Annotated in this window: 30 protein-coding genes and 1 pseudogene; 19 read left to right on the top strand and 12 right to left on the bottom strand. The window is 74.1% G+C overall.

Translation table 11 applies throughout. The features are described 5' to 3' along the window. Positions 1-10: 10 nt before the first annotated feature. Together HOP40_RS04515 and HOP40_RS04510 are read right to left on the bottom strand one after the other, a co-directional pair. The gene (locus HOP40_RS04515) at positions 11-700 is read right to left on the bottom strand and encodes a TIGR03943 family putative permease subunit (RefSeq protein WP_172154924.1); all 690 of its coding nucleotides are present in this window, start codon (positions 698-700) and stop codon (positions 11-13) included. Next, positions 697-1,701: a permease gene (locus HOP40_RS04510; protein WP_172154922.1), complete on the bottom strand. Its 1,005-nt coding sequence runs from the start codon at positions 1,699-1,701 to the stop codon at positions 697-699. Before HOP40_RS04510 ends, HOP40_RS04515 begins: the two co-directional genes overlap by 4 nt. Before the next feature lie 34 nt (positions 1,702-1,735). Between HOP40_RS04510 and HOP40_RS04505 the strand changes: the two genes are divergently transcribed. Then, positions 1,736-2,764, top strand: coding sequence for a maleylacetate reductase (locus HOP40_RS04505; RefSeq protein ID WP_172154920.1), 1,029 nt, complete (start codon positions 1,736-1,738; stop codon positions 2,762-2,764). 21 nt (positions 2,765-2,785) lie between these two features. Here HOP40_RS04505 and HOP40_RS04500 read toward each other — a convergent pair whose 3' ends face one another. Beyond that, positions 2,786-3,232 carry an SRPBCC family protein gene (locus HOP40_RS04500; protein WP_172154918.1) on the bottom strand — a complete coding sequence of 149 codons (447 nt, stop codon included), beginning with the start codon at positions 3,230-3,232 and terminating at the stop codon, positions 2,786-2,788. 56 nt (positions 3,233-3,288) lie between these two features. Here HOP40_RS04500 and HOP40_RS04495 point away from each other — a divergent pair, with 56 nt between their 5' ends. The 10 genes from HOP40_RS04495 to HOP40_RS04450 all read left to right on the top strand — a co-directional run bounded on the left by HOP40_RS04495 (position 3,289) and on the right by HOP40_RS04450 (position 10,804). Next, positions 3,289-3,672 carry an SRPBCC family protein gene (locus HOP40_RS04495; protein WP_172154917.1) on the top strand — a complete coding sequence of 128 codons (384 nt, stop codon included), beginning with the start codon at positions 3,289-3,291 and terminating at the stop codon, positions 3,670-3,672. Between the two features lie 90 nt (positions 3,673-3,762). Further along, positions 3,763-4,533, top strand: a complete 771-nt coding sequence (locus tag HOP40_RS04490) for an IclR family transcriptional regulator (RefSeq protein ID WP_275691364.1) — start codon at positions 3,763-3,765, stop codon at positions 4,531-4,533. Then, positions 4,530-5,051 (top strand): hypothetical protein, encoded by a 522-nt coding sequence (locus tag HOP40_RS04485; RefSeq protein WP_172154916.1) that lies wholly within the window; start codon positions 4,530-4,532, stop codon positions 5,049-5,051. Before HOP40_RS04490 ends, HOP40_RS04485 begins: the two co-directional genes overlap by 4 nt. A gap of 49 nt (positions 5,052-5,100) precedes the next feature. Continuing rightward, positions 5,101-5,592 (top strand): pyridoxamine 5'-phosphate oxidase family protein, encoded by a 492-nt coding sequence (locus HOP40_RS04480; protein ID WP_172154915.1) that lies wholly within the window; start codon positions 5,101-5,103, stop codon positions 5,590-5,592. A gap of 19 nt (positions 5,593-5,611) precedes the next feature. Then, entirely contained in the window at positions 5,612-5,917 is a 306-nt protein-coding gene (locus HOP40_RS36340) for an SH3-like domain-containing protein (protein ID WP_172154914.1), read from the top strand. Then, the gene (locus tag HOP40_RS36335) at positions 5,910-6,200 is read left to right on the top strand and encodes an SH3-like domain-containing protein (protein ID WP_172154913.1); all 291 of its coding nucleotides are present in this window, start codon (positions 5,910-5,912) and stop codon (positions 6,198-6,200) included. Before HOP40_RS36340 ends, HOP40_RS36335 begins: the two co-directional genes overlap by 8 nt. Beyond that, positions 6,197-6,787 carry a nitrile hydratase subunit alpha gene (locus HOP40_RS04465; RefSeq protein ID WP_172154912.1) on the top strand — a complete coding sequence of 197 codons (591 nt, stop codon included), beginning with the start codon at positions 6,197-6,199 and terminating at the stop codon, positions 6,785-6,787. Before HOP40_RS36335 ends, HOP40_RS04465 begins: the two co-directional genes overlap by 4 nt. Before the next feature lie 255 nt (positions 6,788-7,042). Beyond that, complete coding sequence (locus HOP40_RS04460) at positions 7,043-8,785, top strand: sensor histidine kinase (protein ID WP_172154911.1); 1,743 nt, start codon at positions 7,043-7,045, stop codon at positions 8,783-8,785. Next, positions 8,773-9,432: a response regulator transcription factor gene (locus HOP40_RS04455; protein WP_172154910.1), complete on the top strand. Its 660-nt coding sequence runs from the start codon at positions 8,773-8,775 to the stop codon at positions 9,430-9,432. The genes HOP40_RS04460 and HOP40_RS04455 overlap by 13 nt, the downstream gene beginning before the upstream one ends. A 133-nt stretch (positions 9,433-9,565) precedes the next feature. Then, the gene (locus HOP40_RS04450; protein WP_172154909.1) at positions 9,566-10,804 is read left to right on the top strand and encodes a hypothetical protein; all 1,239 of its coding nucleotides are present in this window, start codon (positions 9,566-9,568) and stop codon (positions 10,802-10,804) included. 27 nt (positions 10,805-10,831) lie between these two features. Here the strand turns inward: HOP40_RS04450 and HOP40_RS04445 are convergent, their stop codons facing one another. The 6 genes from HOP40_RS04445 to HOP40_RS04420 are packed head-to-tail and all read right to left on the bottom strand — an operon-like array spanning position 10,832 to position 15,515. Then, positions 10,832-11,458 (bottom strand): TetR/AcrR family transcriptional regulator, encoded by a 627-nt coding sequence (locus HOP40_RS04445; RefSeq protein WP_172154908.1) that lies wholly within the window; start codon positions 11,456-11,458, stop codon positions 10,832-10,834. Continuing rightward, entirely contained in the window at positions 11,455-12,750 is a 1,296-nt protein-coding gene (locus tag HOP40_RS04440; RefSeq protein ID WP_172154907.1) for a cytochrome P450, read from the bottom strand. Before HOP40_RS04440 ends, HOP40_RS04445 begins: the two co-directional genes overlap by 4 nt. Next, positions 12,674-13,384, bottom strand: a complete 711-nt coding sequence (locus tag HOP40_RS04435; RefSeq protein WP_172154906.1) for a DedA family protein — start codon at positions 13,382-13,384, stop codon at positions 12,674-12,676. The genes HOP40_RS04440 and HOP40_RS04435 overlap by 77 nt, the downstream gene beginning before the upstream one ends. Beyond that, on the bottom strand, positions 13,377-13,619 hold the full coding sequence (locus HOP40_RS04430; RefSeq protein WP_172154905.1) for a helix-turn-helix domain-containing protein: 243 nt from the start codon (positions 13,617-13,619) through the stop codon (positions 13,377-13,379). The genes HOP40_RS04435 and HOP40_RS04430 overlap by 8 nt, the downstream gene beginning before the upstream one ends. Next, positions 13,619-14,104, bottom strand: coding sequence for a DUF2975 domain-containing protein (locus HOP40_RS04425; protein ID WP_172154904.1), 486 nt, complete (start codon positions 14,102-14,104; stop codon positions 13,619-13,621). The genes HOP40_RS04430 and HOP40_RS04425 overlap by 1 nt, the downstream gene beginning before the upstream one ends. Before the next feature lie 31 nt (positions 14,105-14,135). Then, complete coding sequence (locus tag HOP40_RS04420) at positions 14,136-15,515, bottom strand: sensor histidine kinase (RefSeq protein ID WP_172154903.1); 1,380 nt, start codon at positions 15,513-15,515, stop codon at positions 14,136-14,138. A 91-nt stretch (positions 15,516-15,606) separates the two neighbouring features. Between HOP40_RS04420 and HOP40_RS04415 the strand changes: the two genes are divergently transcribed. Beyond that, complete coding sequence (locus HOP40_RS04415; RefSeq protein WP_172154902.1) at positions 15,607-16,569, top strand: ABC transporter substrate-binding protein; 963 nt, start codon at positions 15,607-15,609, stop codon at positions 16,567-16,569. A gap of 7 nt (positions 16,570-16,576) precedes the next feature. Here the strand turns inward: HOP40_RS04415 and HOP40_RS04410 are convergent, their stop codons facing one another. Next, a complete protein-coding gene (locus HOP40_RS04410; RefSeq protein WP_172154901.1) occupies positions 16,577-17,437 on the bottom strand; it encodes an alpha/beta fold hydrolase in 861 nt (286 codons plus the stop codon). Positions 17,438-17,454: 17 nt separating this feature from the next. Further along, a complete protein-coding gene (locus tag HOP40_RS04405; protein ID WP_172154900.1) occupies positions 17,455-18,615 on the bottom strand; it encodes an erythromycin esterase family protein in 1,161 nt (386 codons plus the stop codon). A 97-nt stretch (positions 18,616-18,712) separates the two neighbouring features. Between HOP40_RS04405 and HOP40_RS36700 the strand changes: the two are divergent. From HOP40_RS36700 to HOP40_RS04380, 6 genes and pseudogenes are all read left to right on the top strand, one after another. Then, positions 18,713-18,880 (top strand): annotated as a pseudogene (locus HOP40_RS36700) (MerR family DNA-binding transcriptional regulator); the annotation flags it as partial. A gap of 111 nt (positions 18,881-18,991) precedes the next feature. Beyond that, complete coding sequence (locus HOP40_RS36695) at positions 18,992-19,402, top strand: MerR family transcriptional regulator (protein WP_420821812.1); 411 nt, start codon at positions 18,992-18,994, stop codon at positions 19,400-19,402. Between the two features lie 391 nt (positions 19,403-19,793). Beyond that, entirely contained in the window at positions 19,794-22,163 is a 2,370-nt protein-coding gene (locus tag HOP40_RS04395) for a molybdopterin cofactor-binding domain-containing protein (protein ID WP_172154897.1), read from the top strand. Positions 22,164-22,173: 10 nt separating this feature from the next. Beyond that, positions 22,174-22,650: a (2Fe-2S)-binding protein gene (locus tag HOP40_RS04390; RefSeq protein WP_172154895.1), complete on the top strand. Its 477-nt coding sequence runs from the start codon at positions 22,174-22,176 to the stop codon at positions 22,648-22,650. Positions 22,651-22,720: 70 nt separating this feature from the next. Continuing rightward, the gene (locus HOP40_RS04385) at positions 22,721-23,020 is read left to right on the top strand and encodes a hypothetical protein (RefSeq protein ID WP_172154893.1); all 300 of its coding nucleotides are present in this window, start codon (positions 22,721-22,723) and stop codon (positions 23,018-23,020) included. Positions 23,021-23,203: 183 nt separating this feature from the next. Continuing rightward, on the top strand, positions 23,204-24,073 hold the full coding sequence (locus tag HOP40_RS04380; protein WP_172154891.1) for a LuxR C-terminal-related transcriptional regulator: 870 nt from the start codon (positions 23,204-23,206) through the stop codon (positions 24,071-24,073). Between the two features lie 4 nt (positions 24,074-24,077). Here HOP40_RS04380 and HOP40_RS04375 read toward each other — a convergent pair whose 3' ends face one another. After that, positions 24,078-24,509: an SRPBCC family protein gene (locus HOP40_RS04375; protein ID WP_205347078.1), complete on the bottom strand. Its 432-nt coding sequence runs from the start codon at positions 24,507-24,509 to the stop codon at positions 24,078-24,080. 167 nt (positions 24,510-24,676) lie between these two features. Between HOP40_RS04375 and HOP40_RS04370 the strand changes: the two genes are divergently transcribed. Next, positions 24,677-26,086, top strand: coding sequence for an amidohydrolase family protein (locus HOP40_RS04370; protein WP_172154889.1), 1,410 nt, complete (start codon positions 24,677-24,679; stop codon positions 26,084-26,086). Positions 26,087-26,191 lie beyond the last annotated feature (105 nt).

Here is a 26,191-nt window from a genome sequence, read left to right as displayed (position 1 = left end):
ATCGGTACGCCTAGTACTCGTACGGGTCGGGCGGGGCCCCCACGACCTCCACCGACGCCACCGCCAGCACCGGGACGTACCCGGTGGCGGCGGTGGCGCTGCCCGTCACGACGGTGCCGCGCACGCGCAGCCAGGTGTCGGGCGGCGGGTCGCCGACGTCGCCTGCCAGGTGCACGAGGTGGGCGCGGGCGTCGGCGGCGCAGCAGGCGATCGTCAGCCGGGCCAGGTCGACGGCGGCGCCCCGGCGCACCACGAAGCCGGTGAGCTCGACGGTGCGGCCGTCGAGGGAGCCGCCGGTGTCCCACGCGGCCCGCTGCACGAACTCGGCGACGGGGAGCGCGGCGCCGTCGGCCAGCGGCCCGAACACGTCGCCGTCGCGGACCACGGCTCCGCCGGAGCCGGTCCGCCCGACCGCGTCGGCGCCCAGCGCGGGCGGGGCGACGAGCGCGATCACCAGCACCGGGGCGAGCAGCAGCCACGGGACGTGGCGCTCGGCCCCGCCGTGGTGGTGGCCGGGTACGGGCCCGCGCCGGTCGCGGACCAGTGCCACCACCGCGAGCGTGACGACCACCGCGCCCGCCGCGAGCAGCAGCCAGCGGTGCCCGGGGCGGACGTAGCGCAGGTGGGTGCCGTCGACCGCGATCCGCAGCACCGCCCCGCCGAGCAGCAGGAGCAGCACGTGCTGCGTCTCGCGCCTCACAGCACGGCCCAGCCGGCGGCGCACGCGCTCAGCACGGCCACCACGAACGCGGCCGGCGCGAACCGCGCCGCGAACGCCGGACCGAACGCGCCGGCCTGCAGCGCGACGAGCTTGACGTCGACCGCCGGGCCGACGACGAGGAAGACCAGCCGGGGGAGCAGGGGCAGCGCGGTCAGCGACGCGGCGACGAACGCGTCGGCCTCGCTGCACAGCGCGAGCGCCACCGCGAGCACCGCCATCACGACGACCGCGAGCAGCAGCCGCCCCGCGAGCGCCTCGACCCAGGCGGGCGGGACCAGCACCGACAGCGTCGCGGCGGCCAGTGCGCCGAGCACCAGGAACCCGCCGGCCGAGACGAGGTCGTGCCGCGCGGTCTCGGCGAGCACCGCCCAGCGGCCGCCCGGACCCGCCGTCGCCGGGCGCCGGGCGCGGCCCGCGATCCACTCCGCCCGCCCCGCCCGCTGCCACAGCAAGCCCATCGCGCAGGCCGTGGCGAGCGAGCCGAGGAACCGGGCGAGCACCATCCGCGGCTCGCCCGGGAACGCGACGGCCGTGGCCACCAGCACGACGGGGTTGACCGCCGGCGCCGCGAGCAGGAACGCCAGCGCGGCGGCGTCGGGCACGCCCTGGCCGATCAGGCGCCGCGCCACCGGCACCGACGCGCACTCGCACCCGGGCAGCACCAGCCCCGCCGCCGCGGCGACGGGCACCGCCGCCACCGGGCTGCGCGGCAGCACCCGCCGCAGCGCCGCGGGCGAGACGAACGCCGCGATCAGCCCGGACAGCAGCACCCCGCCCACGAGGAACGGCAGCGCCTGCAGGCACACGGCGACGAACACCGTGGCGGCCGTGCGCAGCCCCGGAGCCGCCGCCGCGCCGGCCAGCAGCGGCCGTGCCGCGACCGCGACGACGAGCACGACGCAGAACACGTGCAGCGAGGTGGTCCGCGGGACCCGGGCACCGGTCGTCACGGTCGGGATGCTGGCAGCTCGGGTGATCATCCGCGGGCGAACGGGGAAACCCTAGGCTCCGGGGATGGAGTCCTTCGTCTACGACGCCCTGCCGGTGCGGGTCGTGTTCGGGTCCGGTGCCGCGCGCACGGAGCTGGCCGGGGAGGTCGAGCGGCTGGGCGCGAGCGCGGTGCTGGTGATCGCCTCCGACCGCGACGCCGAGCGCGTCCGCGCCCTGACCGCCCCGTTCGCCGACCGCGTCGCGGGCACGTTCAGCGCGGTGCGCGAGCACGTGCCGGTGGCCACCGCGGAGGCGGCGCGGGCGGCCGCGGCGGGCGCCGACGCCGTCGTCTGCATCGGCGGCGGGTCGACGGTCGGGGCTGCCAAGGCGGTCGCGCTCACCACGCGGCTGCCGATCCTCGCCGTGCCCACGACGTACGCGGGCTCGGAGGTGACGCCGGTCTGGGGGACGTCGCAGGACGGCGTCAAGACCACCGGCACCGACCCGGTGGTGCTGCCACGCACCGTCGTCTACGACCCGGAGCTGACGGCGTCACTGCCGCTCGCGCTGGCGAGGGCGAGCGCGCTGAACGCGATGGCGCACTGCGTCGAGGCGTTCTGGGCCCCGCGGCGCAACCCGGTGAGCTCCGCCGTCGCGGAGGAGGGGGTGCGGGCGCTGGCCGACGGGCTGCGTGACGGCGACCCCGCCGACCTGCTGCTGGGCGCCTACCTCGCCGGCACGGCGTTCGCGGCCGCCGGGTCGGGGCTGCACCACAAGCTCGCGCACGTGCTCGGCGGGCTGGGCATGCCGCACGCGGCGACCCACGCGGTCCTGCTGCCGCACGTGCTCGCGTTCAACGCCCCCGGCTCACCGGACGCCGCCGCGCGGATGGCCCGCGCCCTGCGCACGGACGACGCCGTGGCGGGCCTGCGCTCCGTCGCCGACGCCGCGGGCGTGCCGCACGGGCTGCGCGAGCTGGGGCTGCGCGAGGACCAGCTCGACGAGGTCGCCGGGCGCACCGAGCCGGTCGTGCCGGCCGACAACCCGGTGCCGGTCGGCGGCGGCGCGCTGCGCCGGCTCGTGCAGGCGGCCTGGTCCGGGGAGGCCCTGTAGAGGCAGGCGCTGTCGGGAGGGTCAGGCGGTGTAGACGATCGCGCGGCGGTGCAGGAACTCGGCCAGCGCGGCGAGCCGGTTGAGCCGGCGGCGCTGCCCGTAGGCCGACAGCGGCCCGACGACGCCCTGCACCAGCTTCCCGACCGGCCCGGAGACCTCGGCCTCCATCGTGACCGTGCAGCGCTGGTCGCCGTGCGGGGTGATGAGGTCGGCGTAGTCGAGGCGGTGGCCGGCGGCGCGGGAGGTCCAGCGGATGCCGCGGCCGGGCTCGCACCACGTCACCTCCATGACGGTGCCCGGGCCGAACCACGGCGTGATCGTGCCGCTCCAGCTCGCGTCCTGGATGACCTCACCGGCGCAGTCGACGCGCCGGATGTGCGGGGACCACAGCCGCCACGCCGCCACGTCGGTGAGCACGGCGTGCGCCACGGCGGCGGGAGCGGCGACGGTCTGCTCGGTTCGGATCACCCGTCCACGGTAGGCCCCGGGAGGCGCCGACGCCCGTGTTCCTCGACGATCGGGGAGTGGAAGCCGGAACACGCGCGCGGGGCGCCGCGACGCCCGCGCAGGCCTGGGAGCGCTACGCCGACCCGGGGCGCTGGGCGGGCTGGGCGCCGCAGATCCGCCGCGTCGACACCGCCGCGCCGCGCATCGCGCCGGGCGCCACCGGCACGGTGCACGGGCCGCTGGGGGTGCGGGTCGCGTTCGTGGTCACCGCGGTGGACGAGGCCGCGCGCACGTGGGCGTGGGACGTCCGCCTCGGGCCGCTGCGCCTGCACCTGGTGCACGGCGTCGAGGACGACCCGGGCGGCTGCGCCACCTGGCTGGCGGTCCGCGGCCCGGCGCCCGTGCTCGCCGCCTACCTGCCCGTGGCGTGGCTCGCGCTGCGCAACCTGGTGCGCCCCTAGTCCCGGAGGTGCCGGCCGGAACGGCGGACGGCCGCGGGCGCGCGCGGGATACCCTCGGTCCGGGTGATCGGTCCCGGCGATCGGATGGTGATGGGCGCGACGAACGGCATCGGCCGGTCCGGGGGCGTGCAGTCGCTCGACCGCGCCTTCGCGCTGCTCGAGCACCTCGCCGACGGCGACCTCGCGCTCTCCGAGCTCGCCGTCCGCTCCGGGCTGCCGCTGCCGACGATCCACCGGATCGTCCGCACCCTGGTGGCGTCGGGGTACGTGCGGCAGCTGCCCTCCCGCCGCTACGGGCTGGGTCCGCGGCTGATCGGGCTGGGCGAGGCGGCGTCGCGGATGCTCGGGTCGTGGGCGCAGCCGCAGCTCGCCGCGCTCGTCGACGCCGTCGGGGAGACCGCGAACATGGCGATGCTCGACGGCGACGCGGTCGTCTACGTGGCGCAGGCGCCCTCGCGGCACTCGATGCGGATGTTCACCGAGGTCGGCAGGCGCGTCCCGGTGCACTGCACGGGCGTCGGCAAGGCGCTGATCGCCGGGCTGCCCGAGCCCGCCGTCCGCGCGCTGCTGGCCCGCACCGGGATGGCCGCGCAGACCCCGCACACGATCACCGACCCCGACGCGCTGCTGCGCGAGCTGGAGCGGATCCGGCGCCAGGGCCACGCCGTCGACGACGCCGAGCAGGAGCTCGGGGTGCGCTGCGTCGCGGTGGCCGTGCCGGGCGTGCCGTCACCGACCGCGGTGTCGGTGTCGGGGCCGGAGTCGCGCGTGACGTGGGCGGCGGTCGAGCAGATCACGCCGGTGCTGCACGCGGCGGCGCAGGCGCTGGGCACGGAGCTGTCCGGGCGGGTGGCGCGGTGACGGCGGGCGAGGTGCCCCCCGCGCTGGCGGCCTACCTCGCCGAGTTCGACCGGCACGCGCACCGGCTCGGGCAGGTGTCGCGCCTGGAGGTCGGCTCGCGGATCTGGACGCACTGCGCCGCGCACGCCGGCCCGGGTGCGTCCGACGAGGTCGTCGCCGCGGCGCTCGCCGAGCTGGGCCCGCCCGCCGACCTCGTGCGCGCGGAGCTGGAGCGCACGGGGGAGCGGCCCGACCCGTTCCGCCCGCGCGACCTCGCGCCGGTGCACCTGTTCGCGGCGTCGCTGCTCACGCTCGGCGTCGGCGCGGTCGTCGGGCTGGTGCTGCTGTGGCGCTCGCGCGCCTGGCCCGTCGGGCACAAGCTGGCGGCCACCGCGCTCGTCGCCGCCGGGGTGCCCGTCGTCGTGGCGTTCCTGCCCGGCGCGGCCGGCGTCGTCCTCGGGGCGCTGGTGGTCGGGCCGGCGCTGGCCGCGGCGCACCTGGCCGTGGCCCGTCGGTTCGTCCGCGATGGGAACCCGTGACGCAGATTCCTGACAGGAGCTGTCAGGGACCGGTCCTACCGTCGTCACCATGACGAGCTGGACGGACTTCACCGCGGGCGCCCCCCGCATCTCGACGATCTTCCGACGCCGCCACGCCGCGACCGGGAAGCTGTGCATGCTCGCGACGGTGCGCGCCGACGGCTCCCCGCGGATCAGCCCCATCGAACCGAGCGTGTTCGAGGACCGCTTGTGGCTGATCGGGATGCCGGACACGACCAAGTTCCACGACCTGCACCGCGACCCGCGCTTCTGCCTGCACACCGCGACCGTCGACACGCAGGTCGGCGACGGCGACGCCAAGCTGTTCGGCTCCGTGTCCGACGTCCGCGACACCGACCTGCACCAGCGCTTCGCCCAGGATCTGTTCGACCAGAGCGGGTTCGACCTCCGCGGCGAGGTGTTCGGCCACTTCTACGAGGCGCACCTCACCGGCGCCTCCGCGGTGGAGCTCGTCGACGGGCACATGGAGGTCACCATCTGGAAGCCCGGCGAGGCGGAACGGGTGGTGCGCAAGCACTGAGGGGCGGTAGGAAGAGCGCGTGAGTCGCATCAACGACGTCGGCGGGATGACGGGCTTCGCCGCGATCGTGGAGGAGCCCGACGAACCGCCCTTCCACGACGACTGGGAGGCGCACGTCTTCGCGCTCAACGGAGCCCTGATCCGCCGCGGGATCTACAACCTCGACGAGTTCCGCGACGCCCAGGAGCGTCTGCCCGTCGGCGAGTACCTGGCCGCCTCGTACTACGAGCGGTGGTTCGCCGCGATCCGCACGCTGCTGGCCGAGAAGGGCGTGGTCGGGGCCGCCGACCTGGCGCTGCCCGCCGACGGGCACCCGCATGGCTGACCGCTTCCCGCCGGGCACACGGGTGCGCACCCGCACCGGCGACCCCGACGGGCACACCCGACTGCCCCGCTACGCCCGCGGGGCCGTCGGCACCGTCGTCGAGCGGGCGGGGACGCACCCGCTGGCCGACGAGCGGGCGCGCGGCCGCGCCACCGATCCCCGGGGCGTCTACCACGTCCGCTTCCCCGCGGCCGCGCTGTTCGGCGCGGGCGACCACTCCGTGGTCGTCGAGCTGTGGGAGGACTACCTGCACGAGGCCGATCCCGAGGAGGTGCCGTCGTGAGCGGTGACCACGCCAGTTCGACGATCTCGGCGCAGGTCCGGCACGTCGAGTCGCTGCTGGAGTCGCGCGGGCTGCTCGACCCCGGCGAGATCGACACCCGCATCGACGAGTTCCTGGCCGGCGGCACCCCCGCCAACGGGGCGCGGATCGCCGCCCGCGCCTGGACCGACCCCGGCTTCACCGACCGCCTGCTCACCGACGCGAACACGGCGATCCGCGAGGTCGGCCTGTCGATGGCGGGCGGGCTGCAGGAGCAGCGGCTCAAGGTCGTCGCCAACACCCCCGACGAGCACCACGTCGTGGTCTGCACGCTGTGCTCCTGCTACCCGATCGCGCTGCTCGGCCCGTCGCCCACCTGGTACAAGAGCGAGGCCTACCGGTCGCGGGTGGTCCGCGACCCGCGCGGGGTGCTGCGGGAGTTCGGGCTGGAGCTACCCGACGACATCGCGATCACGGTGTGGGACGCCAGCGCGGAGTCGCGCTACATGGTGCTGCCGCGCCGCCCGAAGGGCACCGACGCGCTGACGGAGCCCGAGCTCACCGCGCTGGTCACGCGCAAGGGGTTGATCGGCACCGCCGCGGTCTGAGCTCGTTCCGCGTCCGTCGCCGTCCGGCGGGCCGTCCGCGTGCACCGGGATCGCCGCGGGTGAGGGTGCGCAGCGTTCTGGAGGCCCGCTGAGCCCCGTCGGACCCGGGCCCCAGGGAGTACTCGCCTCCGTCTGCGTCTCCGTACTCACTGCACCAGGTCGCAGTGCGTCCTCCTCCTGATCCGGCGACCCGACGATGTGGGCTGGGCGGTTCGTCGGTGCGAGCGACCCGAACGGGTCGAACGGAGGACCGAGGTGTTCGATCTGCGGCGCCGTGGGCCGGCGAGCGGGACAGAGCGCTGTCCGACGCGGGCACGTGAACGGCTGGTGCTGTGTGCAGCGATCACCACGGTCCTCGTGGCCGAGTCGTCTGCGGTGCTGCGCGGGGCTGATGCGTCCGTGTCGGCGACGGTTGCTCTCTCCTGCGCCACGCTCGTCGTGGCCGGTCACCTCCTCCGTGTGGACCGGGAGCAGAACAGGTCGGGCCTGCTCCTCTACATCACTGGGGCGGCCCTGTTCCTCAGCGATCTGGGAGCAGTCGCCGGACCTGCCGGAGAACCGGTCGGTGCCATCACGACCTGGTGGGCGGTCGCTCCACTCGGGATCGTCATGCTGACGTATCCGGGGCAGCGGGTCGCTCGCCGCTGGCACGGCTGGCTGCTGGTCGCCGTCGGATGCGAGTTCGTCGTTCTCTGGACGGTGAAGGAGACCCTCGCAGGGCCGTTCGGCCTTCCGGTGCACCGGTTCGAGGTGGTGTTCGGCCTCGCCGGCACGGTCCTGTCGATCTTCGCCTGTCTGGCCCTGGTGCAACGGTGGGTCCGAGCGGCGGCGCCGGAACGCAGCGCGGTGCGCGCAGTCACCCTCGTGGGCGTCGTTCTGGCGATCACTTTCGCGGCTCGGCTCCTGATCCGTGTTGTTGTCGACGTGGAACTGGTCGCAGCGCAGTGGTACGAGACAGCTCGCGCGGGCAACCTCATCTGCCTGGCGCTGGCACCTCTCGGTCTGCTGCTCGAGGCCCTTCGTCGCCGGGCTGCTCGTGCGAGGGTGATCGAGAGCCTGCTGGCCGTCGGAGGGGACGCGGTACGCATCGAGATCGCCCTCTCGCGTGCGCTCAGCGACCCGAGCCTTCGACTGACGCTTCCGGCGGAGGGAGCGCCGCGGTCCCTCGGCGCGCGAGGGGCGGGAACCGGCGAGGGTTCGACGAACGGGCGCATACGGCGGTTCCTCAGGTCCACCGAGGGTGCCGTGATCGGGATCGTGGAGGCGCACGAGTCGACGACGCGCGATCCGGGGCAGCTCCGCGTCGTGCTGGTAGCCGCGGCACTGGCGCTCGACAACGCTCGACTCCACGCCGGCCTGAAACGGAGCCTCGACGAGGTTCGCCGCTCCCGGACACGCATCGTGGAAGCTGCGGTGCAGTCCCGGCGACGCATCGAACGCGACCTGCACGACGGGGCCCAGCAACAGCTCCTCGCGGTCGCGGCGACCCTCGCTCGGGCCGAGGTGGTCCCCACGGAGCCCGAACGTGTTCTGGCGCTGAGCGACGCTCGTGCGCAGCTGTCGGCCGCGCTCGCCGAACTGCGTCGGCTCGCTCGTGGGATCTATCCCTCAGTCCTGAGCCAGAGCGGTCTACCGGGGGCGCTGCCCACGCTCGCCGACAACGCGCCCATCCCGTTGCAGATCGACGTCCCTCCACACCTGAGGAGCGTTCGGTTCCCTGCTGCTGTGGAGAACACGCTCTGGTTCGTGGCGGCGGAAGCGACGGCCAACGCGGTGAAGCACAGCCGCGCCGGCACCATCCGCGTGTGCTTGCGAGCCGGCCCCGGCCATGTCGGGATGTGCGTGGTGGACGACGGAGCCGGCGGTGCGCGGGTGCTGTCCTTCGGCGGTCTGGCCGGTCTCAATGATCGTGTGAGCGCACTCGGAGGGACTTTCACGGTGACGTCGACGACGGCGAGCGGGACCCGAGTGGAGGCCGAGCTGCCGTGCGGATCATGATCCTTGACGACTCGGGCATCTTCCGTCGTGGTCTCCGGCTGCTGCTGGAAGCCACCGGTCTCGAGGTCCTCCGCGATGTCGGCGAGGCGGAGGCGCTGTTGCGTCACATGGCGCAACAGCAACCGGACGTGTGCGTCCTGGATGTCCGGATGCCGCCGTCCTTCACCGATGAAGGAGTGCGTGCGGCCGAGGAGATCCGGGAGCGCTGGCCCGCGGTGGGACTGCTGCTCCTGTCGACGTACGCGGAGACGACGTGGGCGGAACGGCTCCTCCTCGACGATCACGGGGGCGTGGGCTACCTGCTGAAGGACCGGGTGGACAACGCTGCTGACCTGCTCGGCGCACTCCGGCGCGTCGCCGACGGCGGAACCGCACTGGATCCGGAGATCGTCGCTGCCCTGGTGCGGCGCAAGCGCCTCTCAGGTCAGCTCGACAGTCTCACCGATCGTGAACGTCGAGTGCTCGAGCTGATGGCCCAGGGGATGTCCAACGCGGGGATCGGCCGCGACCTGTTCGTGTCCGGCAAGACGGTCGAGACCTACGTCGCGGCCGTCTTCTGCAAGCTGCACCTCACCGGGAAGGACGTCGACCGCGACCGGAACCGTCGGGTCCTCGCGGTGCTGACCTACCTGCAGCTGGCCGGGTGAGCGGTGCGCTGGTCGTGATGTCGCAGCGCGGGGGGAAACCCTGACCGCAGTCGCGGGTTCGCACCCAGCCGCTCGCCCGGGTGCACGGATCACCCTGATGGGGCCCGATTCCTTCCATCACCCGGAGCACCCGATGCCCACCATCACCCTCCCCCTCGACGACCACGCCTCGCGCCTGTACAGCGACGCTGTCGGCGCGCTGACCATCACCGCGAACACCGGACCCGCCCGCAGGTTCCTGCCCCGTGCCGTGAAGTCGGCCGACGGCAGTGCCGCACTGTCGACGGGGGGAGGATCGGCCTCGATCCGGTTGCGCAGTCGACGGGGCATGCTCCGCCTGACACCGACCGACTACGTCCTCGACGCCGGCTCGCGCCCGTACAACGGAGCAGCGTACGAAGAGCTGGCTCGGTTGATCCGGACGGACGACGTGCTGCGTGACTCGGCGCGCGCGCTGCGCCGCGCGCTCGACCAGACCATGTACGGCTATGCGGCGACCGTCGGAGCCGCTCCCGACCGCCGGGTCGCGGACGTCGTCCTGGCCGGAGCGGAGCGCAGGACGGCGTTCACGACCAAGCGCTCCGGCGGCGACTGCCGACTCGTCACCCTGGAGGCGTCCCTCCGTCGAACGATCACGTCGTGGGGCACCGGGGCGTCGGACCCGGACGACCTCGCAGTGCGCAGCTGGGCGGCCGCCGACGCGCTGGCCGACGAGGTGCTGCGGGACGCGGCGCACTGCGCGCGCGACAGCGCTCGGTTCCTCGGCTCCTGGGGCGACTTCGCCATCCCCACGGCGTTCGTCCGTCCGGCCCCCGCTGGCAGGCGGCCTGCGCAGACCGGTGTCAGCAAGGCGGCGGCCACCAAGGCCCTTGGTCCGTTCGCGAAGGTCCTGCGCTGCCTGCTCGTCGACGCCAAGTGGTCGATCAGCACGCTCGAGGAGTTCGACGTCTCCATCCCGGGGGTCTCCAGCATCCCGCTCGGCGTGACCGTGAAGCTGGACCGCTCCTGCACAGACACGCTGAAGAGCGCGGTGACCGCCGACGACCTCGTGAGGATCATCCCGGACATGGTGGAGCTGTTCGCGGACGAGGGGATCGATGCGGTGATCGACGCGCTCGACCTGTCACTGGCGGCGGTTCCGGTGATCGCCGGCGTGACGGTGGGGCAGATCGTGCTCGTCGCGATCCTCGTGCTGGCCGCACACGCCCTCATCGTGGCGGGCCAGCTCGTCGTCCTCGACGCGTTCGGTCTCGCAGCCGACGGGGTGAAACTGACCTACCCGGCGATGCCGGGCGTCGTGTCCGGTGTGGTCAACCCTGTCGTCGGGCTCGTCGTGCTCGCCAACACGCCGGTCATCGTGACCCCGCGGTAGAGCCTCGACCGGTGGTCACGGGGAGGGTCAGGCGCCCGGCCGGTCCAGCCCCGCGGCCAGCTCGGCCAGCGCCGAGTCGACGTCGGCGCGCAGCACGTCGAGCGGGGGCGTGGCGTCGCCCGGGTCGCCCCCGAGCCACCGGTCCAGCGTGACCCGCAGCGCCGCGAGCGCGGCGGCCGCGCACAGCTCCGGGTAGACCGGCGACACCCCGCCCCCGACGCGTTCGCCGATGGCCGCGGCGAGCGCGGTCTCCTGCCGGGCCAGCACGGCGAGCTGGTGGGGGACCAGGGACGGGGCGGTGCGGATCAGGCGCAGCGCGGCGAGGTGGTCGCGCCCGGCGGCGTCGGTGCGGTCCATGACGACGAGCACCGCCTCGCGCAGCGCCCCGAACACCGACTCGCCTCGCGGCCGCGACCGGAACTCCGCGACGAGCGCGTCGGCGCCGGCGGCCGACGCGGCGAGGATCGCGTCCTCCTTGCTCGGGAAGTGGTTGAAGAACGTGCGCAGCGCGATGTCGGCCTCGGTCGCGATCCGCTCGACGGTGACGTGCTCGACGCCGTGCCGCACCGCCAGGCGCAGGGCCGCCGCACTCACGGCGGTGCGCGTCGCGAGCTTCTTGCGCTCGCGGCGGCCCGGCGGTGCGGGGGCGCTCACGCCCAGGTCACCGGCAGCGAGTGGACGCCGAAGATCTGCATGTCGTTGCGCAACGGGACCTCCTCGGCGGGGACGGCCAGCCGCAGGTCCGGCAGCCGCGCGAACAGCTCGCCGAACCCGGTGCGCATCTCGATCCGCGCCAGCTGCTGGCCCAGACACTGGTGGATCCCGTGCCCGAACGCCAGGTGCGGCGCGCGGGGGCGGGTCAGGTCGAGCCGGTCGGGGTCGGGGAGGTGGCGGGCGTCGCGGTTGGCCTCCGGCGTCGCGATGACGACGGTGGCTCCGGCCGGCACGTCCACCCCACCGACGGTGACGTCCTCCAGCGCGATCCGCGTGACGCCGAGCTGCACGATGCTCAGGTAGCGCAGCAGCTCCTCGACCGTGCCGTCGATCAGGCCGGGGTCGGCCCGCAGCGCGGCGAGCTGCGCGGGGTCCTGCAGCAGCGCGAGCACGCCCAGGCCCAGCATGTTGGCGGTGGTCTCGTGCCCGGCGCCGAGCAGGACCAGCGCGACATCGATCAGCTGGGCGTCGGTCAGCGGCGGCTCGGCCTCGTGGACGAGGCCGGACAGCAGGTCGTCGGCGGGGGCGCGGCGCTTCTCGGCGACCAGGCGCGCGATGAAGCCGTAGAGCGCGCCGCCGGCCGCGGCCCGCTCGGCGTCGGTGGAGCGCGTCGAGAGGGCGACGGCGGTGTTGTGCTGGAACTCGTCGCGGTCGGCGTAGTCGACGCCGAGCAGCTCGCAGATCATCAGCGACGGGATCGGCAGCGCGTAGGCCGGCACGAGGTCGGCCTCGGTGCCCGCGGCGACCATCGCGTCGATGTGCTCGGTCGCGATCTCGCGCAGCCGCTCCTCCAGCGCGTTCATCCGGCGGACGGTGAACTGGCCGGTGAGCAGCCGCCGCAGCCGCGTGTGCTCGGGCGGGTCCATGAACACGAACATGCCGTCCTCGCGGCTCTCCACCCGCGGCCGCGGCGGACCGTCCTGCCCGGCGAGCCCGGCCACCTGGTCCGGGGTGAGCTGCGAGGCGTCCGGGTAGCGGAGCCGGTCGGAGCTGAACCGCGGGTCGGACAGGACGGCGCGGGCCTCGTCGAACCCGGTGACGAGGAACGCGTCGGCCCCGTTGAGCAGCGCGACGGGCTGCACCGTCCCGCGCCCCCGCCGCTCCGCCAGGCCCGGCGCGGGCGCGAACGGGCACCCGGCGGCCCGCTCGGTCAGGTCAGCGGGCAGGACCCGCGTCAGCGAGGTGACGCCCGCGTCGGTCGGCTCGGTCGGTCGTTCGGGGGAGTCGCTCATACCGCCACCGTACGGAACGACGCTGCACGACGCGCAACGATGCGCGTCGTGCACCGATCAGCCGGCGCCCGCCCTCCAGTGCCGCCCCGACGAGCGTGGCGAACCCGAAGCCGACGGCCAGCGCCGTCACGGTGTCGTGGGCGAACGCCGCCCCGCCGACGAACCCCAGCAGCGCCTGCCAGGCCGCCGACAGCACGGTCCCCACTGCGGTGAACCCCACGAACCGCGCCGCCGGGTAGCCGGTCGCCCCGGACGCGAGGGTGGCGACGGTGCGCCCGGCCGGCACGAACCGCGCGGTGAGCAGCACCAGGCCCCCGCGCCGCTCCAGCAGGCAGGCCGCCCGGTGGTAGTGCTCGGCGGGGAACCGGTGCCGTACGGCCGGGCCGATCCGCCGCCCGACCAGGTAGCCCGCGCACTCGCCGAGGAACGACCCCGTGGCGGCCGCCGCGATCACCGCCACGAGGTCCTGCTCCCCGGTCACGGCGGCCACCCCGGCGGCGATGATCAGCGCCTCGCTCGGCACGACGGGCAGCAGCGCGTCGACGACGGCCATCCCGACGATCACCGCCAGCAGCCACGGCGAGGCCAGCGCGGCCTCGGTCACGGCGCGCAGGAGCTCCACGGGGTCAGGCACCGGTGGCGGCCGTCGAGGTCGGGGAGCGGTCGTCGTCGACCCACTCCAGCAGGTCACCCGGCTGGCACTCGAGCACCCGGCACATCGCCTCCAGGGTGCTGAAGCGCACCGCCTTCGCCCGGCCGTTCTTGAGCACCGCCACGTTGGCCGGCGTGAGCCCGACCTTCTCGGCGAACTCGCCGACGCTCATCTTCCGCCGGGCCAGCTCGACGTCGATCCGCACCACGATCGCCATCAGATGACCGCTTCCATGTCCGAGCGCAGCGTCGTGGCCTGCCGCAGCAGCGCGCGCATCACGATCATCAGCAGCAGCACGGCGGAGCCGACGAGCCCCATCAGCAGCGGGATCGCGGCGACGCCGGGGGCGTCGTCGCCGTCGGCGATGATGAAGGCGGGGACGAACCCGATCGCGATGACCACCAGCCCCGCCACGTTCGTCCAGACGATCGCGTCGACCCAGCGCAGCGCGTCCTCGCTGAAGATCCGGTCCCGGACCACCAGCGTCAGCAGCTTCCACGTGCACGCGATGACGACCTGGACGCAGAGCAGCCCGAGCACCGCCAGCGGGATCACGATCCACAGCAGGTAGGTGAACCGGCCCGGTCCGTCCTCGCCCGGTTGCAGTCCCACCACCACCAGCACCTGGAACAGGAGCACCACGGCGAACAGGGCGACCAGGACGAGCCGGAGGGGCAGCACGGCACGGTTGATCCTCGACATGCGGCGAGTATCAACAGGTATCTATCGAATGTCAATCGGTCGGCAGGCGCACCCGGAGGACCGTCTCGCCCGGACGGGACTCGATCGCGATCGACCCGCGGTGGCGCTCCACCACTATCCGGCGGGCGATGTCCAGGCCCAGCCCGGTGCCCTTCCCGACGTCCTTGGTCGAGAAGAACGCGTCGAACGCGCGCTCCGCGACCTCGGGCGCCATCCCCGGGCCGGTGTCGGCGACCCTCACCGCCACGTCGGTGCCGTCGAGGTGTACCGCCACGCGGAGCGTGCCGGTGCCGTCCATGGCGTCGAGGGCGTTGTCGACGAGGTGGGTCCACACCTGGTTCAGCTCGCCCGCGTGGGCGTCGATCGGCGGCACCCCGGACGCGTAGTCCCGGACGACGGTGACGCCGCCGCCGATGCGGTGGCCGAGCATCGCCAGCGTGCTGTCGATCCCGTCCGCCACGTCGACGCGCTGCATCGAGGCGCGGTCCATCTGCGAGTAGGACTTCACGGTGCCGACGAGCTCGGAGATCCGCCCGGTCGACTCCTTGAGCTCGGCGAGCAGCGCCGTGGCCGAGACCGTGCTGGCCACCCACTCCAGCGCGGGACCCAGCGCCGCACCGTCGACGGCGCCCGCCGCGCGCTCGCACCAGGCGGGATCGGCGCCCGCGGCGGCCAGCGCCGGGGCGAGCAGCCACCCGCGCTCGACGTCGTGGTCGTCGAGCCACGACTCGAGGTCGCCCTCCAGGTCGGACAGGGCGAGCGCGTCGGTGACGACCGGGCGCGAGGCCAGCTCGCCGCGCAGCGCGTCCAGTGCGACGAACTGCGCGGCCGAGACGTCCTCCCCGGCCAGCAGTCCGAGCGACGACACGAGCGTCCGCAGCGCCTCGTCGAGCTCGTCGACCGCCCGGCCGGCGGCGGCCGCGGGGTTGTTGATCTGGTGCGCGATGCCCGCGGCGAGCGTGCCCAGCGCGACGAGGGACTGGCGCTGCCGCGCGGTCGACTCGATCGAGCGCGCCGTGTGGTAGAGCCCGCTGATGAGGTGGCTGCCGAACGGGAACCACTCCGCGGCCAGCTCGCCGAGCGCCGCGGCGGGCACCCGGAGCACGCGGCCCTCGACGGTGCCGCGGCCGGTCGCCAGGTAGACGCCGCGCTCGTCCCAGGCGCGGAACCCACCGGCCCACCGGCCCGGGCCGTCCATCCGGCCGACCACGGTCTCCTCGCGGCCGACGCGGCGGCTCAGCTCGATCTGCCCGTCGACCAGCGCCCACCAGGAGTCGGCCGGCTCGCCCTCGCGGAACAGCTCGACGCCGGGCTCGATCCGCACGACGGTCCCGGCCGCGACCAGCTGGGCGATCTGGCCGTCGGCGAGGTCGCCGAACAGGGGCAGGGAGCGGAGATCGTCGACGCGCACCCCGGCACAGTAGGACCGCCCGCGGTCTTGTGGAAGTTAGGTGAGCCTGTGTTCAATACGGCGCCCGGTTCCCGATCACGGAGGTACTGCCATGACCACCGCGCTCCTCGAGCGTCCGGACACCAGCGCCGCCACCCGTCGGGAGTTCCTGGCCGGGCTCGCGGCCGCCGGGCTGCTGAGCGGCTGCGCGTCGACGCCGCCCGCGGCGCCGCTGTCGGGCACCGTCGACTTCCGCTACCTCGACGTCGTCGCCACGGTGCCGGCGCAGCCGGAGCGGGTGCTGGTCGTCGAGGGGCGCGGCGACCTGGAGTTCGCGCTGTCCGCCGGCTACCCCGTGATCGCGACGGGGCTGTTCGGCGCGGAGCGGGCGATCGCGCCGCACCTCGCGTCGCCGGAGACCCGTGACGTCACGATCCTGCGGTCCGCCTACGACGCGATGGACTACGAGGAGATCGCGGCGCTCGCGCCCGACCTGATCCTGCAGCCGGCCGACGCGGCCGCCGCCGACTTCTACGGCAACGACCTGCTCGCCGCCATCGCCCCGGTGCTGCCGGTCACGGCGCGCAGCGGCAGCTGGCGGGAGGACCTGCTGACCCAGGCGGAGCTGCTGGGCAGGCGGGCGCAGGCCGACGCGCTGGTCGGCGGCTACGACGACGCCGTGCGCCGGGCCCGCGCGGAGCTCGGCGACGTCGCTGCGCGGGGCCGGGTCGCGATGCTCGCCTACGGCGCCTCGGCGCTGGTGTGGACCGACACCCTCGCCACGACGGTGGGCGCCGACCTCGGCATGGACCTGGCCTTCCACGACCCGGGCGGTGCGGAGCCGGGGTTCGCCGTGGCGCCCGAGACCTTCTCGGTGCTCGCCGAGGCCGACGTGCTGTTCCTGCAGGCCAGCAACCCCGCCGCGCCCGAGGAGCTGGCCGCCGTGCCCACCTGGCAGGCGCTGCCGGCGGTGCGGGCGGGCCGGGTCGTGACGCTGAGCCCGGCGCTGAACAACGGCTTCGCCCGCACCGCGACCGCGCTGGTGGAGGTCTTCGCCGGGGCGCTGCGCGGCTGAGTCCCCGCTAACCCAGGAAGTCCAGCAGGAGCTCCGTCGCCCGTTCCGGGGCCTCCTGCGGGATCCAGTGCCCGCACCCCGGCACCGTCTCGTAGCGGAAGTCGGCGCAGAACTCGGCGGAGCGCCGCATCTGCGCCTCGGTCAGCGCGAGGTCCTCGTCGCTCCACACGCCCAGGACGGGGACCCGCACCGGGGGCAGGCGCGGCGGCTCGAACCGCACGAAGGTCGCCGGGTCGATGTTGGCGCGGTACCAGTTGAGCGAGGCCGTCAGCGCCCCCGGGCGGGCCAGGTCGGCGATCTGGCGCTCCGGGAGCGGGTGCCCGTCGGGGAAGGCGGCGTGCCCCCAGGACCGCAGGAACCGCCAGTCGTCGGCGGGCACCACCTCTTCGGCGACGCCCGGGAACTGGAACCACAGCATGTACCAGGACATCGCCTTCTGCGCGAAGCCCGCGGTGGCCATCGCGGCGGGGTGCCCGACGGAGAACGCGGCGTAGCGCGTGACGCGGTCCGACGCCAGCGCCAGCGCCCACCCCAGCGACGCGCCCCAGTCGTGCCCGGCGAGGGCGAAGCGGTCGACGCCGAGCGCGTCGGCCACGCCCAGCACGTCCGCGCGCAGCGTCCGCATCCGGTAGTGCTCGACCTCGGCGGGCCGGTCGGACTCCCCGAAGCCGCGCAGGTCGGGGGCGATGACCCGGTACCCGGCGGCGGCGAGGGCGTCGACCTGGTGGCTCCACAGCTCGGCGCGGTCGGGCCAGCCGTGCAGCAGGACCACGGCCGGGCCGTCGCCGCCGGTGTCGTGGACCGAGAGCGTGATCTCGGGCAGCGTCGTGCCGGGGACGGTGATCCGCCGCGGTACCGGGAGGCTCATGGCCCCGACGCTACCGATCACGCGGTGAGCTCGGGCAGCAGCCAGACGAGGTCGAGCCCGGCGAGCAGGGCGTCGTCGGCCCCGGAGTAGCCGACGGGGGGCGGGGCGGGTGCCCGCGTGCCGGCCCCGGCGGCGAGCCGGCGGGCCTCGGCGGATCGCAGGACCGCGCCGCCGGGGTGCGCGTCGAGCAGGACCCGCTCCACCGTCCCGGGCTCCGGCGCGCCGATGCCCCGTTCCGGGGCGGCGCCGACCAGCGTGCCGAGCACCGTGAGCTCCGGCCCGAGCCGCGGGCCCAGGAGCGCGCCCGCCCCGTTCCAGACCAGCTCGACGCCCATCGTCATCGCGCTCGGACCGCGCTGCAGGTGGCCGTGGTGGGCGAACACGAGCGTCGGGCCGCGCCCGCGCTCCCGCTCGACGACGGCGGCCAGGTTCGCGGCCATCATCGCGTCGCGCTGGGCGGCGAGCCGCTGCACGCGGTACGCGTCGTCCAGGACGAGGAGCCGGTGGTAGGCCAGCAGTCCGGTGGCGGAGCGGGCCGCGGCGGCGGCGTCCCACCAGGCGTCGTCGTCGGGGCCGTCCGGGGCGGTCGTCGCGTGGCGCCAGGCCAGCTCCCCGGCCACGACGGTCAGCTCCGCCGCCGCGGGCGTCGCCCCCCTCCCGCGGGCCGGGTCCCGGATCACGGCCGGGTCGCTCCACGGGGCGTCCGGCCCGAGGAGGTCCGCGATCCGGTCCCACGCGGGCAGTGCGGTCGCGCCCCGCGCCTGCAGGAACCCGTGGACCTGCTCGAGCGCGTCGCGGGGCGAGTCGGCGCCGCTCGACTCCAGCGGCGCGTCGAAGCCGCTGAACCGCACCCGGTCGCGCGGTGCGGCGGCGCGGTTGTGCGCGGCGATCCACGCCACCAGTTCGCGGTTGCCGCGGCCGGGGCCCCATCCGTGGCTGAAGCCGGCGTCGCGCCGGGCGTCGTCGGGCTCGACACCACGGGCGAGCAGCGCGTCGAGCCGGGCGCCGCGCAGGCAGCAGCTCTCGACGGCGACCGACCGGTACCCGGCCCGGTCGACGAGCGCGGCGAGCAGGGCGTTGCGCAGCAGCGGCACGTGCTGCTGCCCGTGCAGGGGTTCGGTGAGGGCGAGCAGCCGGGTGCGGTGGTCGAGCAGGGCCAGGACGTCGTCGAGGTGCACCCCCTGAACCGTAACCTTGAACCTCCCATTGGCGGTTCGGCCCACGGATCAGCAGCTCGGGGGTTGTCAACCCTCAACGCAGCGGAGGAGGTGACCGGTGCGGACGGTGCAGCTCGCCCGGGAGCACGGGCTCTCGACGCAGGCGGTGCGCAACCACGAGGCCGCCGGCGTCCTGCCCGCGGCCGCGCGGACCGCCGCCGGGTACCGCGTCTACGACGAGCGGCACGCCGCCTCGCTGCGGGCCTACCTCGCGCTCGTCGGCGGGCACGGCTACCCCGCCGCCCGGGAGGTCCTGCGCCGCGTGCACGCCGGGGACGTCGACGGCGCCCTGGCCCGGCTCGACGCCGCCCACGCCGCGCTGGACGCCGAGCGCGCGGTGGTGGAGACCGTCGCGGGCCTGCTGCACCGGCTCGGCGGGCCTGCGCCGGTGACCCGCCGGGGGAGCGAGCCGATCTCGGCCGTCGCGCACCGCCTGCGCCTGCGGCCCGCGACCCTGCGCCGCTGGGAGCGCTCGGGGCTCCTGCGGCCCGGGCGCGACCCGTCCACGGGGCACCGGCGCTACGGCCCTGACGACGTCCGCGACGCCCACGTCGTCCACCAGCTCCGCCGCGGCGGCCTCCCGCTCGCCGCGATCGCGCCCGTCATGGACGAGCTGCGCGGCGGCGGCGACCCGTCCGCCGCCGCGGCCGCACTCGACGCCCGCCGGGCGGCCCTGGCCCGCCGGTCGCGCTCGGCCCTCGCCGGCGCCGCGCACCTGCACGCGCTGCTGGAGCTCGTCGGTGCCTGAGGCCGCCCATCCCGGTCCGCAAGGTCGTGCCCAGCGGGCCGAGGACTCCCGCGATCGGCAGTTCGCGCCGCCCACCCGTGCAGCCCGGGGACGCCCGCAGGGTGCAGGTCACGGCGCCGACCCACCCCCGAAAGGGTGGTTCCAGGCATGTTTCGGCGAATCCGCAGATGCGGAACACTAGCCCGAATGGCCTAGCAGGTGCTGGTAAGGGTCACCTGAGAACTGCAGGTCGCTGTGTCTCCCGCCACCACGACGGGGCGGGGGTGGGGGTGGGTACCCGACCTCCCCCGCGTATCGCGGCCGAACGGGCTTCGTTACTGGCACAAGCTGTCTCGAACCGGATTCGCTCCCCCCCCGCATCCGGCCGGGATCAAGTAACGAGAGGACGACGATGCCCGCTCACAGCGCAGGCACCACCACACCCCGCGACCAGCGCAAGATCTTCGGCTCCGGGCTGATGTCGGTCAACCGCCGGAAGTTCCTCGGCTACCTGGTCGCCGCGCCGACGCTCGTCGTCGTCGCGGACGTCGGCCGGCAGGCCGCCTGGGGTGGAGCGGAGGCGAGCGCCGCCGCGCTGCCGTCGCCGCCGCAGACTCCCGAGTACTACGAGTTCGTCGACGCGTACCGCGACGCCTGCGTCCCGACCAACCCCCTCCTCAGGGTCGAGGTGAAGGAGGACGGCCGGGTGGCGTTCGCGCTGCCGCGCTCGGACAACGGCCAGGGCATCCAGACGCTCTTCGCGATGGTCATCGCCGAGGAGATGGGCATCGACCCGAGCGACGTCGACGTCACGCTGGCGGACGCCCGCCCGGAGCTGGTCTTCAACCAGCTCACCGGTGGGTCCAGCACGACCTACTCGCTGTTCACCCCGGTCCGGGTCGCGGCCGCGATCGCCAAGGGCGCGCTGCTCGAGGCGGCTGCGCTGGCGCTGGGTTCCGAGGCGCGGGAGCTCGAGACCCTGGGTCTCACCGTCACCGACACCGCCGGCAAGGCGATCGGCTTCGGCGAGCTGAGCAGGCTGGCGGCCGTGCCGGTCACCACGCCGGTCGAGGTCCTCCTCAAGCCGCAGGAGGAGTTCAAGGTCCTCGGCAAGTCGCGCATCAAGGACGACGCGCGCGCCATGGTCACCGGGGCGAAGAAGTTCGCCATGGACATCCAGGTGCCCGACGCGCTGCCCACGGTGATCTGCCGGGCGCCCGACCTGAACGGCTTCCCCGACGGCGGGCCCTCGAACCTCGACGAGGTCCGCAACATGCCCGGCGTCACCGATGTCGCGCCGATCGGCAACGGCATCGCCGTCCGTGCGCTGACCTTCGGCCAGGCCATCGACGGCGTGAACGCGCTGGAGCTGAACTGGAACCCCGGCACCGTCGCCGGCAAGAACGACGAGGACATCGTCGAGGGGCTGCGCGCTGCCGAGCTGCCGCTGGTGGCGCCCGCGGTGCCCGGCAAGACCCTCGAGCAGGAGCTGGTCCACTACTCCCGCAACGGGTCCGCGCTGGAGACCAACTGCGCGATCGTGTCCTTCAAGGACGGCAAGGCCGAGGTCTGGGCCCCGGCGAAGAGCCCGATCGCCGGCGCGAAGATCGTGTCGCAGAAGCTCGGCATCGGCGTCAACGACGTCACCTTCCACGTCGTCCCGGGCGGTGGCTCGTTCGGCCGCCGCCTGTTCAACGACCACGTCCAGGAGGCGTCGGAGGCCGCGAAGGCCATCGGCAAGCCGGTCAAGCTGATGTGGGACCGCGCCAACGACTGCCGCCAGGGCCGGGTGAAGCCGCTGTGCGTCACGCGAGTCCGCGCCGTGGTCACCGACGACGCGGTGGCGAGCTTCGAGCTCCGCTACTCCGGCGTCAACATGGAGGTCGACGAGGGTCTGACCGACGTGCTCTCGTCGCAGCTGATCAAGGCGCCGGGCGGCAACCTGGGGGTGTCCGAGACCTTCTGGGAGATCTCGGTCCACACGCCCTACAACTTCGGCGTCAACACCCGGCTCATGGTCGAGACCAACTACGGCTTCAACACCGGCTCGACGCGCAACGTCTACGGCCCGGACACCTGCACCGCCCGCGAGCTGATGATCGACCGGATCGCCGAGCGGCTGCGCAAGGACCCGGTCGAGTTCCGGACCGAGTTCGTCAAGACCGACCGCCTGCGCAAGGTCATCCAGCGCGCGGCCGACGAGGCCGACTGGGGCAAGTCGATGCCGGAGGGCATGGCCCAGGGCATCGGCGTCCACCAGGAGTACAAGTGCGCCACGGCCTGCGTCGTGGAGATCGACGCCCGGCCCGAGACGGTGAACCGGCAGGTCCGCTCCGGCCGCACCGGTCCCCGCGTCACCAAGGTCACCTTCGTCGTCGACCCCGGGCTGCTGCTCAACCCGACCGGCTTCGAGGGCCAGGTGCTCGGCGGCATCAACGACGGCATCGCGAACGCCATGACCGCGGGTCTTCACCTGGAGAACGGGTCGTTCGTCGAGGCGAGCTGGGACAACTACTTCTACACCCGGCAGTGGAACACCCCGCCCGAGGTCAACGTGATCCTGATCGAGGACTCCGAGTACCCCGAGCCCGGTGGTGCCGGTGAGGTCTCGGTCGCGGCCACCATGTCCGCGGTCGTGAACGCGTTCCGCCGGGCCACCGGCGTCGAGCCGGAGTACACGCCGGTCCTGCACAAGGAGCCGTTCCCGGAGGGCTTCACGCAGTACCCGACCTCGCCGCCCATCCCCGAGTCGCCCCGCAACGGCCTCGACTTCACCTTCTGAGGAGCCAGACATGGCACAGCACACCTTCAACCTCAACGGTGAGTCCGTCACCGTCGAAGCCGACGACGACGTCCGCCTGCTCTGGGTGATCCGCGACCTGCTCGGGGTCACCGGACCCAAGTACGGCTGCGGCATCAACGTCTGCAAGGCCTGCACCAGCCACATCAACGGCAAGGCCTTCAACCCCTGCTCGGTCTCCGTCGCCGACATCTCCGCCGACGACGAGATCACCACCATCGAGGGCCTCGCCGACACCGTCGGCTCCGACCTGCACCCCATGCAGGAAGCGTGGATCGAGAAGGACGTCGCGCAGTGCGGCTACTGCCAGCCCGGCCAGATCATGGCCGCGGTGGCCAAGGTCCGCCAGTGCGCCGACGAGGGCCGCAAGCTCGACGACGCCGCCATCGAGGAGATCCGCAACATCTGCCGCTGCGGCACCTACAACCGCATCCGCGAAGCGATCTACGCGGGCGCCGAGAACATGTGATCCGGTGGGCCCCCGGTCCCGGGGGCCCGCCGTGCTTTCCACGTTTCCCGTAGAGAAGAGGACGAAGCCCATGAGCACTGCCAAGCGCATCACCCTGGCGACGGCAGCAGGTGCCCTGCTGCTGCTCGGAGCCGGCGTCGCCGCCGCCGACGAGGACAGCAACGCCGGCTACCCCAGCACGCAGAACCCGGGCCAGGTCGGCAGCTCGGTCACCGCGATCCTCGGTGAGCTCACCTTCCAGGGCACGGACGCCCTGAACGGTGACAACCGGCCCGACGGCGCCAACGGCGTCGAGAACGAGTTCCCGCCCGTCGACCCCCGCTACGTCGAGGGTCCGGTCGGCGGCCTGCTCAACGGGCCGTTCGACTAGCAGCAGGCTCCCCGTGCAGTGGCGCGCCGGCCCCGGGCATTCTCCTCCCGGGCCGGCGCGTCACGTCCGTCCCCCCGCCGTCGGCCCGTCCCACCGGACGGGCCGACGGCGTCTGCTCGGCACCACCCGGCGCGCCGTCGCCGCGCGGTGCACCGCAAGGCTCCCGAACCAAAGGCGGTTCCGATGAGCACGTCATCCGCGCACGCCGGCTTCGACGCACGGGGAGCACTCCGTGCCGCGCTCCGTGCGGTCCAGACCGAGTCCGGTCTCCCGGTCGCGTTCGGGGCGTTCGTGGAGGGCTCGACCGCCGTGCTCAGCGAGTTCCGCGGCACGCGCACGAACAACCTGCACAGCCTCGAGGTCCGGGCCGGCTCCGGCCTCGGCGGGCGGGTCATCGCGGAGAACCGGCCGGCCGCGGTCAACGACTACCGCACCGCCGACACCATCACCCACGAGTACGACACCTGGGTGCTGTCGGAGGGCCTGGCCTCGATCGCCGCCGCCCCGGTCATGGTCCGCGACCGGCTGGCCGGCCTGATCTACGTCGCCACCCGCGACCGCAACGCCCTGGGCGACCGCAGCAAGTCGGCCATCCTCAGCGCGGGCCGGCGCCTGAGCACGGAGCTCACCGTGCAGGACGAGGTCCGCCGCCGCATGCGGGACGCCGAGGTCGTCGCCACCGTCGCGCCGGAGCACGTGCGCGACGTCGCCAGCCTCGAGGAGATCCGCGCGCTGCACGCCGAGCTGCGCGCCGTCGCCCAGCTCATCTCCGACGCGGGCCTGTCCCAGCGCATCGCCGACCTCTCGAAGCGCCTCGCCCACGTCGGCACGGGGACCGCGGCCGCGTCCGGCACCGTCGTCCGGCTGTCGGCGCGCGAGGTCGACGTCCTGGCGCAGATCGCCCTGGGCTGCACCAACCAGGAGGCGGCGACCCGGCTGTCGATCAAGCCGGAGACGGCCAAGGCCTACCTGCGCGGCGCGATGCGCAAGCTCGACGCCCACACCCGCTTCGAGGCCGTCGTCCGGGCCCGGGCGCTGCGGCTCATCCCGTAGGGGCCTACCGGACCCCGCCGGCCCGCACCCCGCGCACCAGCCCCGACAGCAGCCCGGCGGCGAGGCCCCTCACCAGGAGCGCCTCGCCGAACGGCAGCCGCTGCTCGGCCTCGACGGTGTAGCGGATCTCGGTGCCCGCGCCCGCGGGGCTCAGCACGACCTCGCCGCGGTAGTCCTTCAGCGGCACGCCCGCCAGCGCCCGGTAGCCCAGGCGCCGGCCCGGCTCGAACGCCACGACCTCCTCGACGATCGGTCCGGCGATCCCGAACCCGACCTTCCGCACGGTGCCGACGCCGCCGGTCTCGCTCGTGCCCGGCCTCGTCACCGCCACCCGGAGCCCGGGGACCCACGTGCGCATGCCCTCGTGGTCGGCCAGCACCCCCCAGACCTGGTCCGGGGGAGCGGCGACCGTGCGGACGGCGGTGGAGCGGATCATCGGCCGATCCTAGGCCGCACCCGGCCCCGGTCCGGTTCCGCCCCGATTCCGGGAGAATATCCATTCTATGCAGGAATGCAGGGTATCGGAAATCGGTATCGGGAACGGCGCTCCACCGCTGCTAGGGTCCATTCACAGGCGATTCAGCAGGGGAGCGAGGGATTTCCGTGACGACAGATCCGACGAACGGCCCGCTGCGGGCGCTGCTGGAGCGGCACGCCTCCGGTGCCGCGGAGGTCGACCAGCGGATCCTGCTGCAGGGCGGGAGCGTCGTGTCGATGGACCCGGCGGTGGGCGACCTCGCGCGCGGTGACGTCCTGATCGTCGGTGACCGCATCGCCGCGGTGGGGGAGTCCCTGCCGACCGAGGGCGCCACGGTGGTCGACGCCCGCGACCGCATCGTCGTCCCGGGCTTCGCCGACCCGCACATCCACTGCTGGGAAGGGGCGCTGGGCCGGATCATCCCGGAGAACGTGCCGCAGACGACCGAGGACCCGATCGGCGGTGCCCCGGTCTCCAGCAGGAGCTACATGTACACCGCGCACCGGTTGTTCGGCCCGGCCTGCCGCCCCGAGGACGTCTACGCCGGCACGCTGCTCACGCTGCTCACGGCCCTCGACGGCGGCATCACGACCGTCGTCGACAACATGCACAACGCCCGCTCGCCGGAGCACTCGGACGCCTCGGTGGCGGCCCTGCGCGAGTCCGGTCTGCGCGGCGTCCACGCGGTGGGCGCGCCCCGCTCCGGCGACTGGGCCGGGTCCTTCCCCGACGACGTCGCCCGGCTGCGCAAGGAGCACTTCGGCAGCGACGACGACCTGTGCACCCTGCGGCTGTTCGCCGTCGGCGCCGACGACCTCACCGACCTCGTCCGGATCCGCAGGGACCTCGACGTCTGGTTCTCCTTCGACACCGGCATCTACCGGCAGGACCTGCAGCGGCTGTACGCGGACGGGTCGTTCGACGGGCGCGAGGCGATCAACCACGCCAACTTCTGCAGCCCCGAGCAGCGCCGCCTGATCGTCGACAACGGATCGCAGGTGAACGTCTGCCCGCGGATCGAGTCGCAGTTCCGCTACGGGCAGATCCCCTACGGCGAATGGGTGGAGCTGGGCCTGCGCCCCGGGATCAGCAACGACAACCCGATGACCTACGGGATCGACATGTTCGCCGAGATGCGCGCGCTCTACACGGTGCAGCGCCTCGACGAGCACCGCAGCGGCGCGGAGTCGGCGTCGCTGCGGGAGATCCTGGAGTCCGCCACGCAGCGCGGCGCCGACAACTGCGGGGTGGGCGCCGTGGCGGGGTCGCTGACCCCGGGCAAGAAGGCCGACGTCGTCCTGCTCGACGCCACGCGGCCGCAGCTGTTCCCGCGCAACAACGTCCTCTGCTCCGTCGTCCAGGCGGCCGACATCGGCTGCGTCGACACGGTGCTGGTCGACGGCCGGATCGTGAAGTGGGACGGCCGGCTGCTCGGCGTCGACCTCGACCGCGTGCGCCGCTTGGCCGAGGAGTCCCACGCGCACCTCCTCGACGCGGTCGACTGGCCGCACGCGGCCGTCGACTTCGACGACTGACACCGGCCGCTCCACGACGGCCCGGACCCCCGCCGAGCACCGACGCGGTGCCCGGTGGCACGGCCGCGCGCGCGGATGCGGCGTCCCGGCAAGGCCCGCGCAGCT

Source organism: Pseudonocardia broussonetiae (assembly GCF_013155125.1).
GTDB lineage: Bacteria > Actinomycetota > Actinomycetes > Mycobacteriales > Pseudonocardiaceae > Pseudonocardia > Pseudonocardia broussonetiae.
Note: the sequence above shows the minus strand (reverse complement) of the source record. Positions and strands in the feature narration are given on the sequence as shown.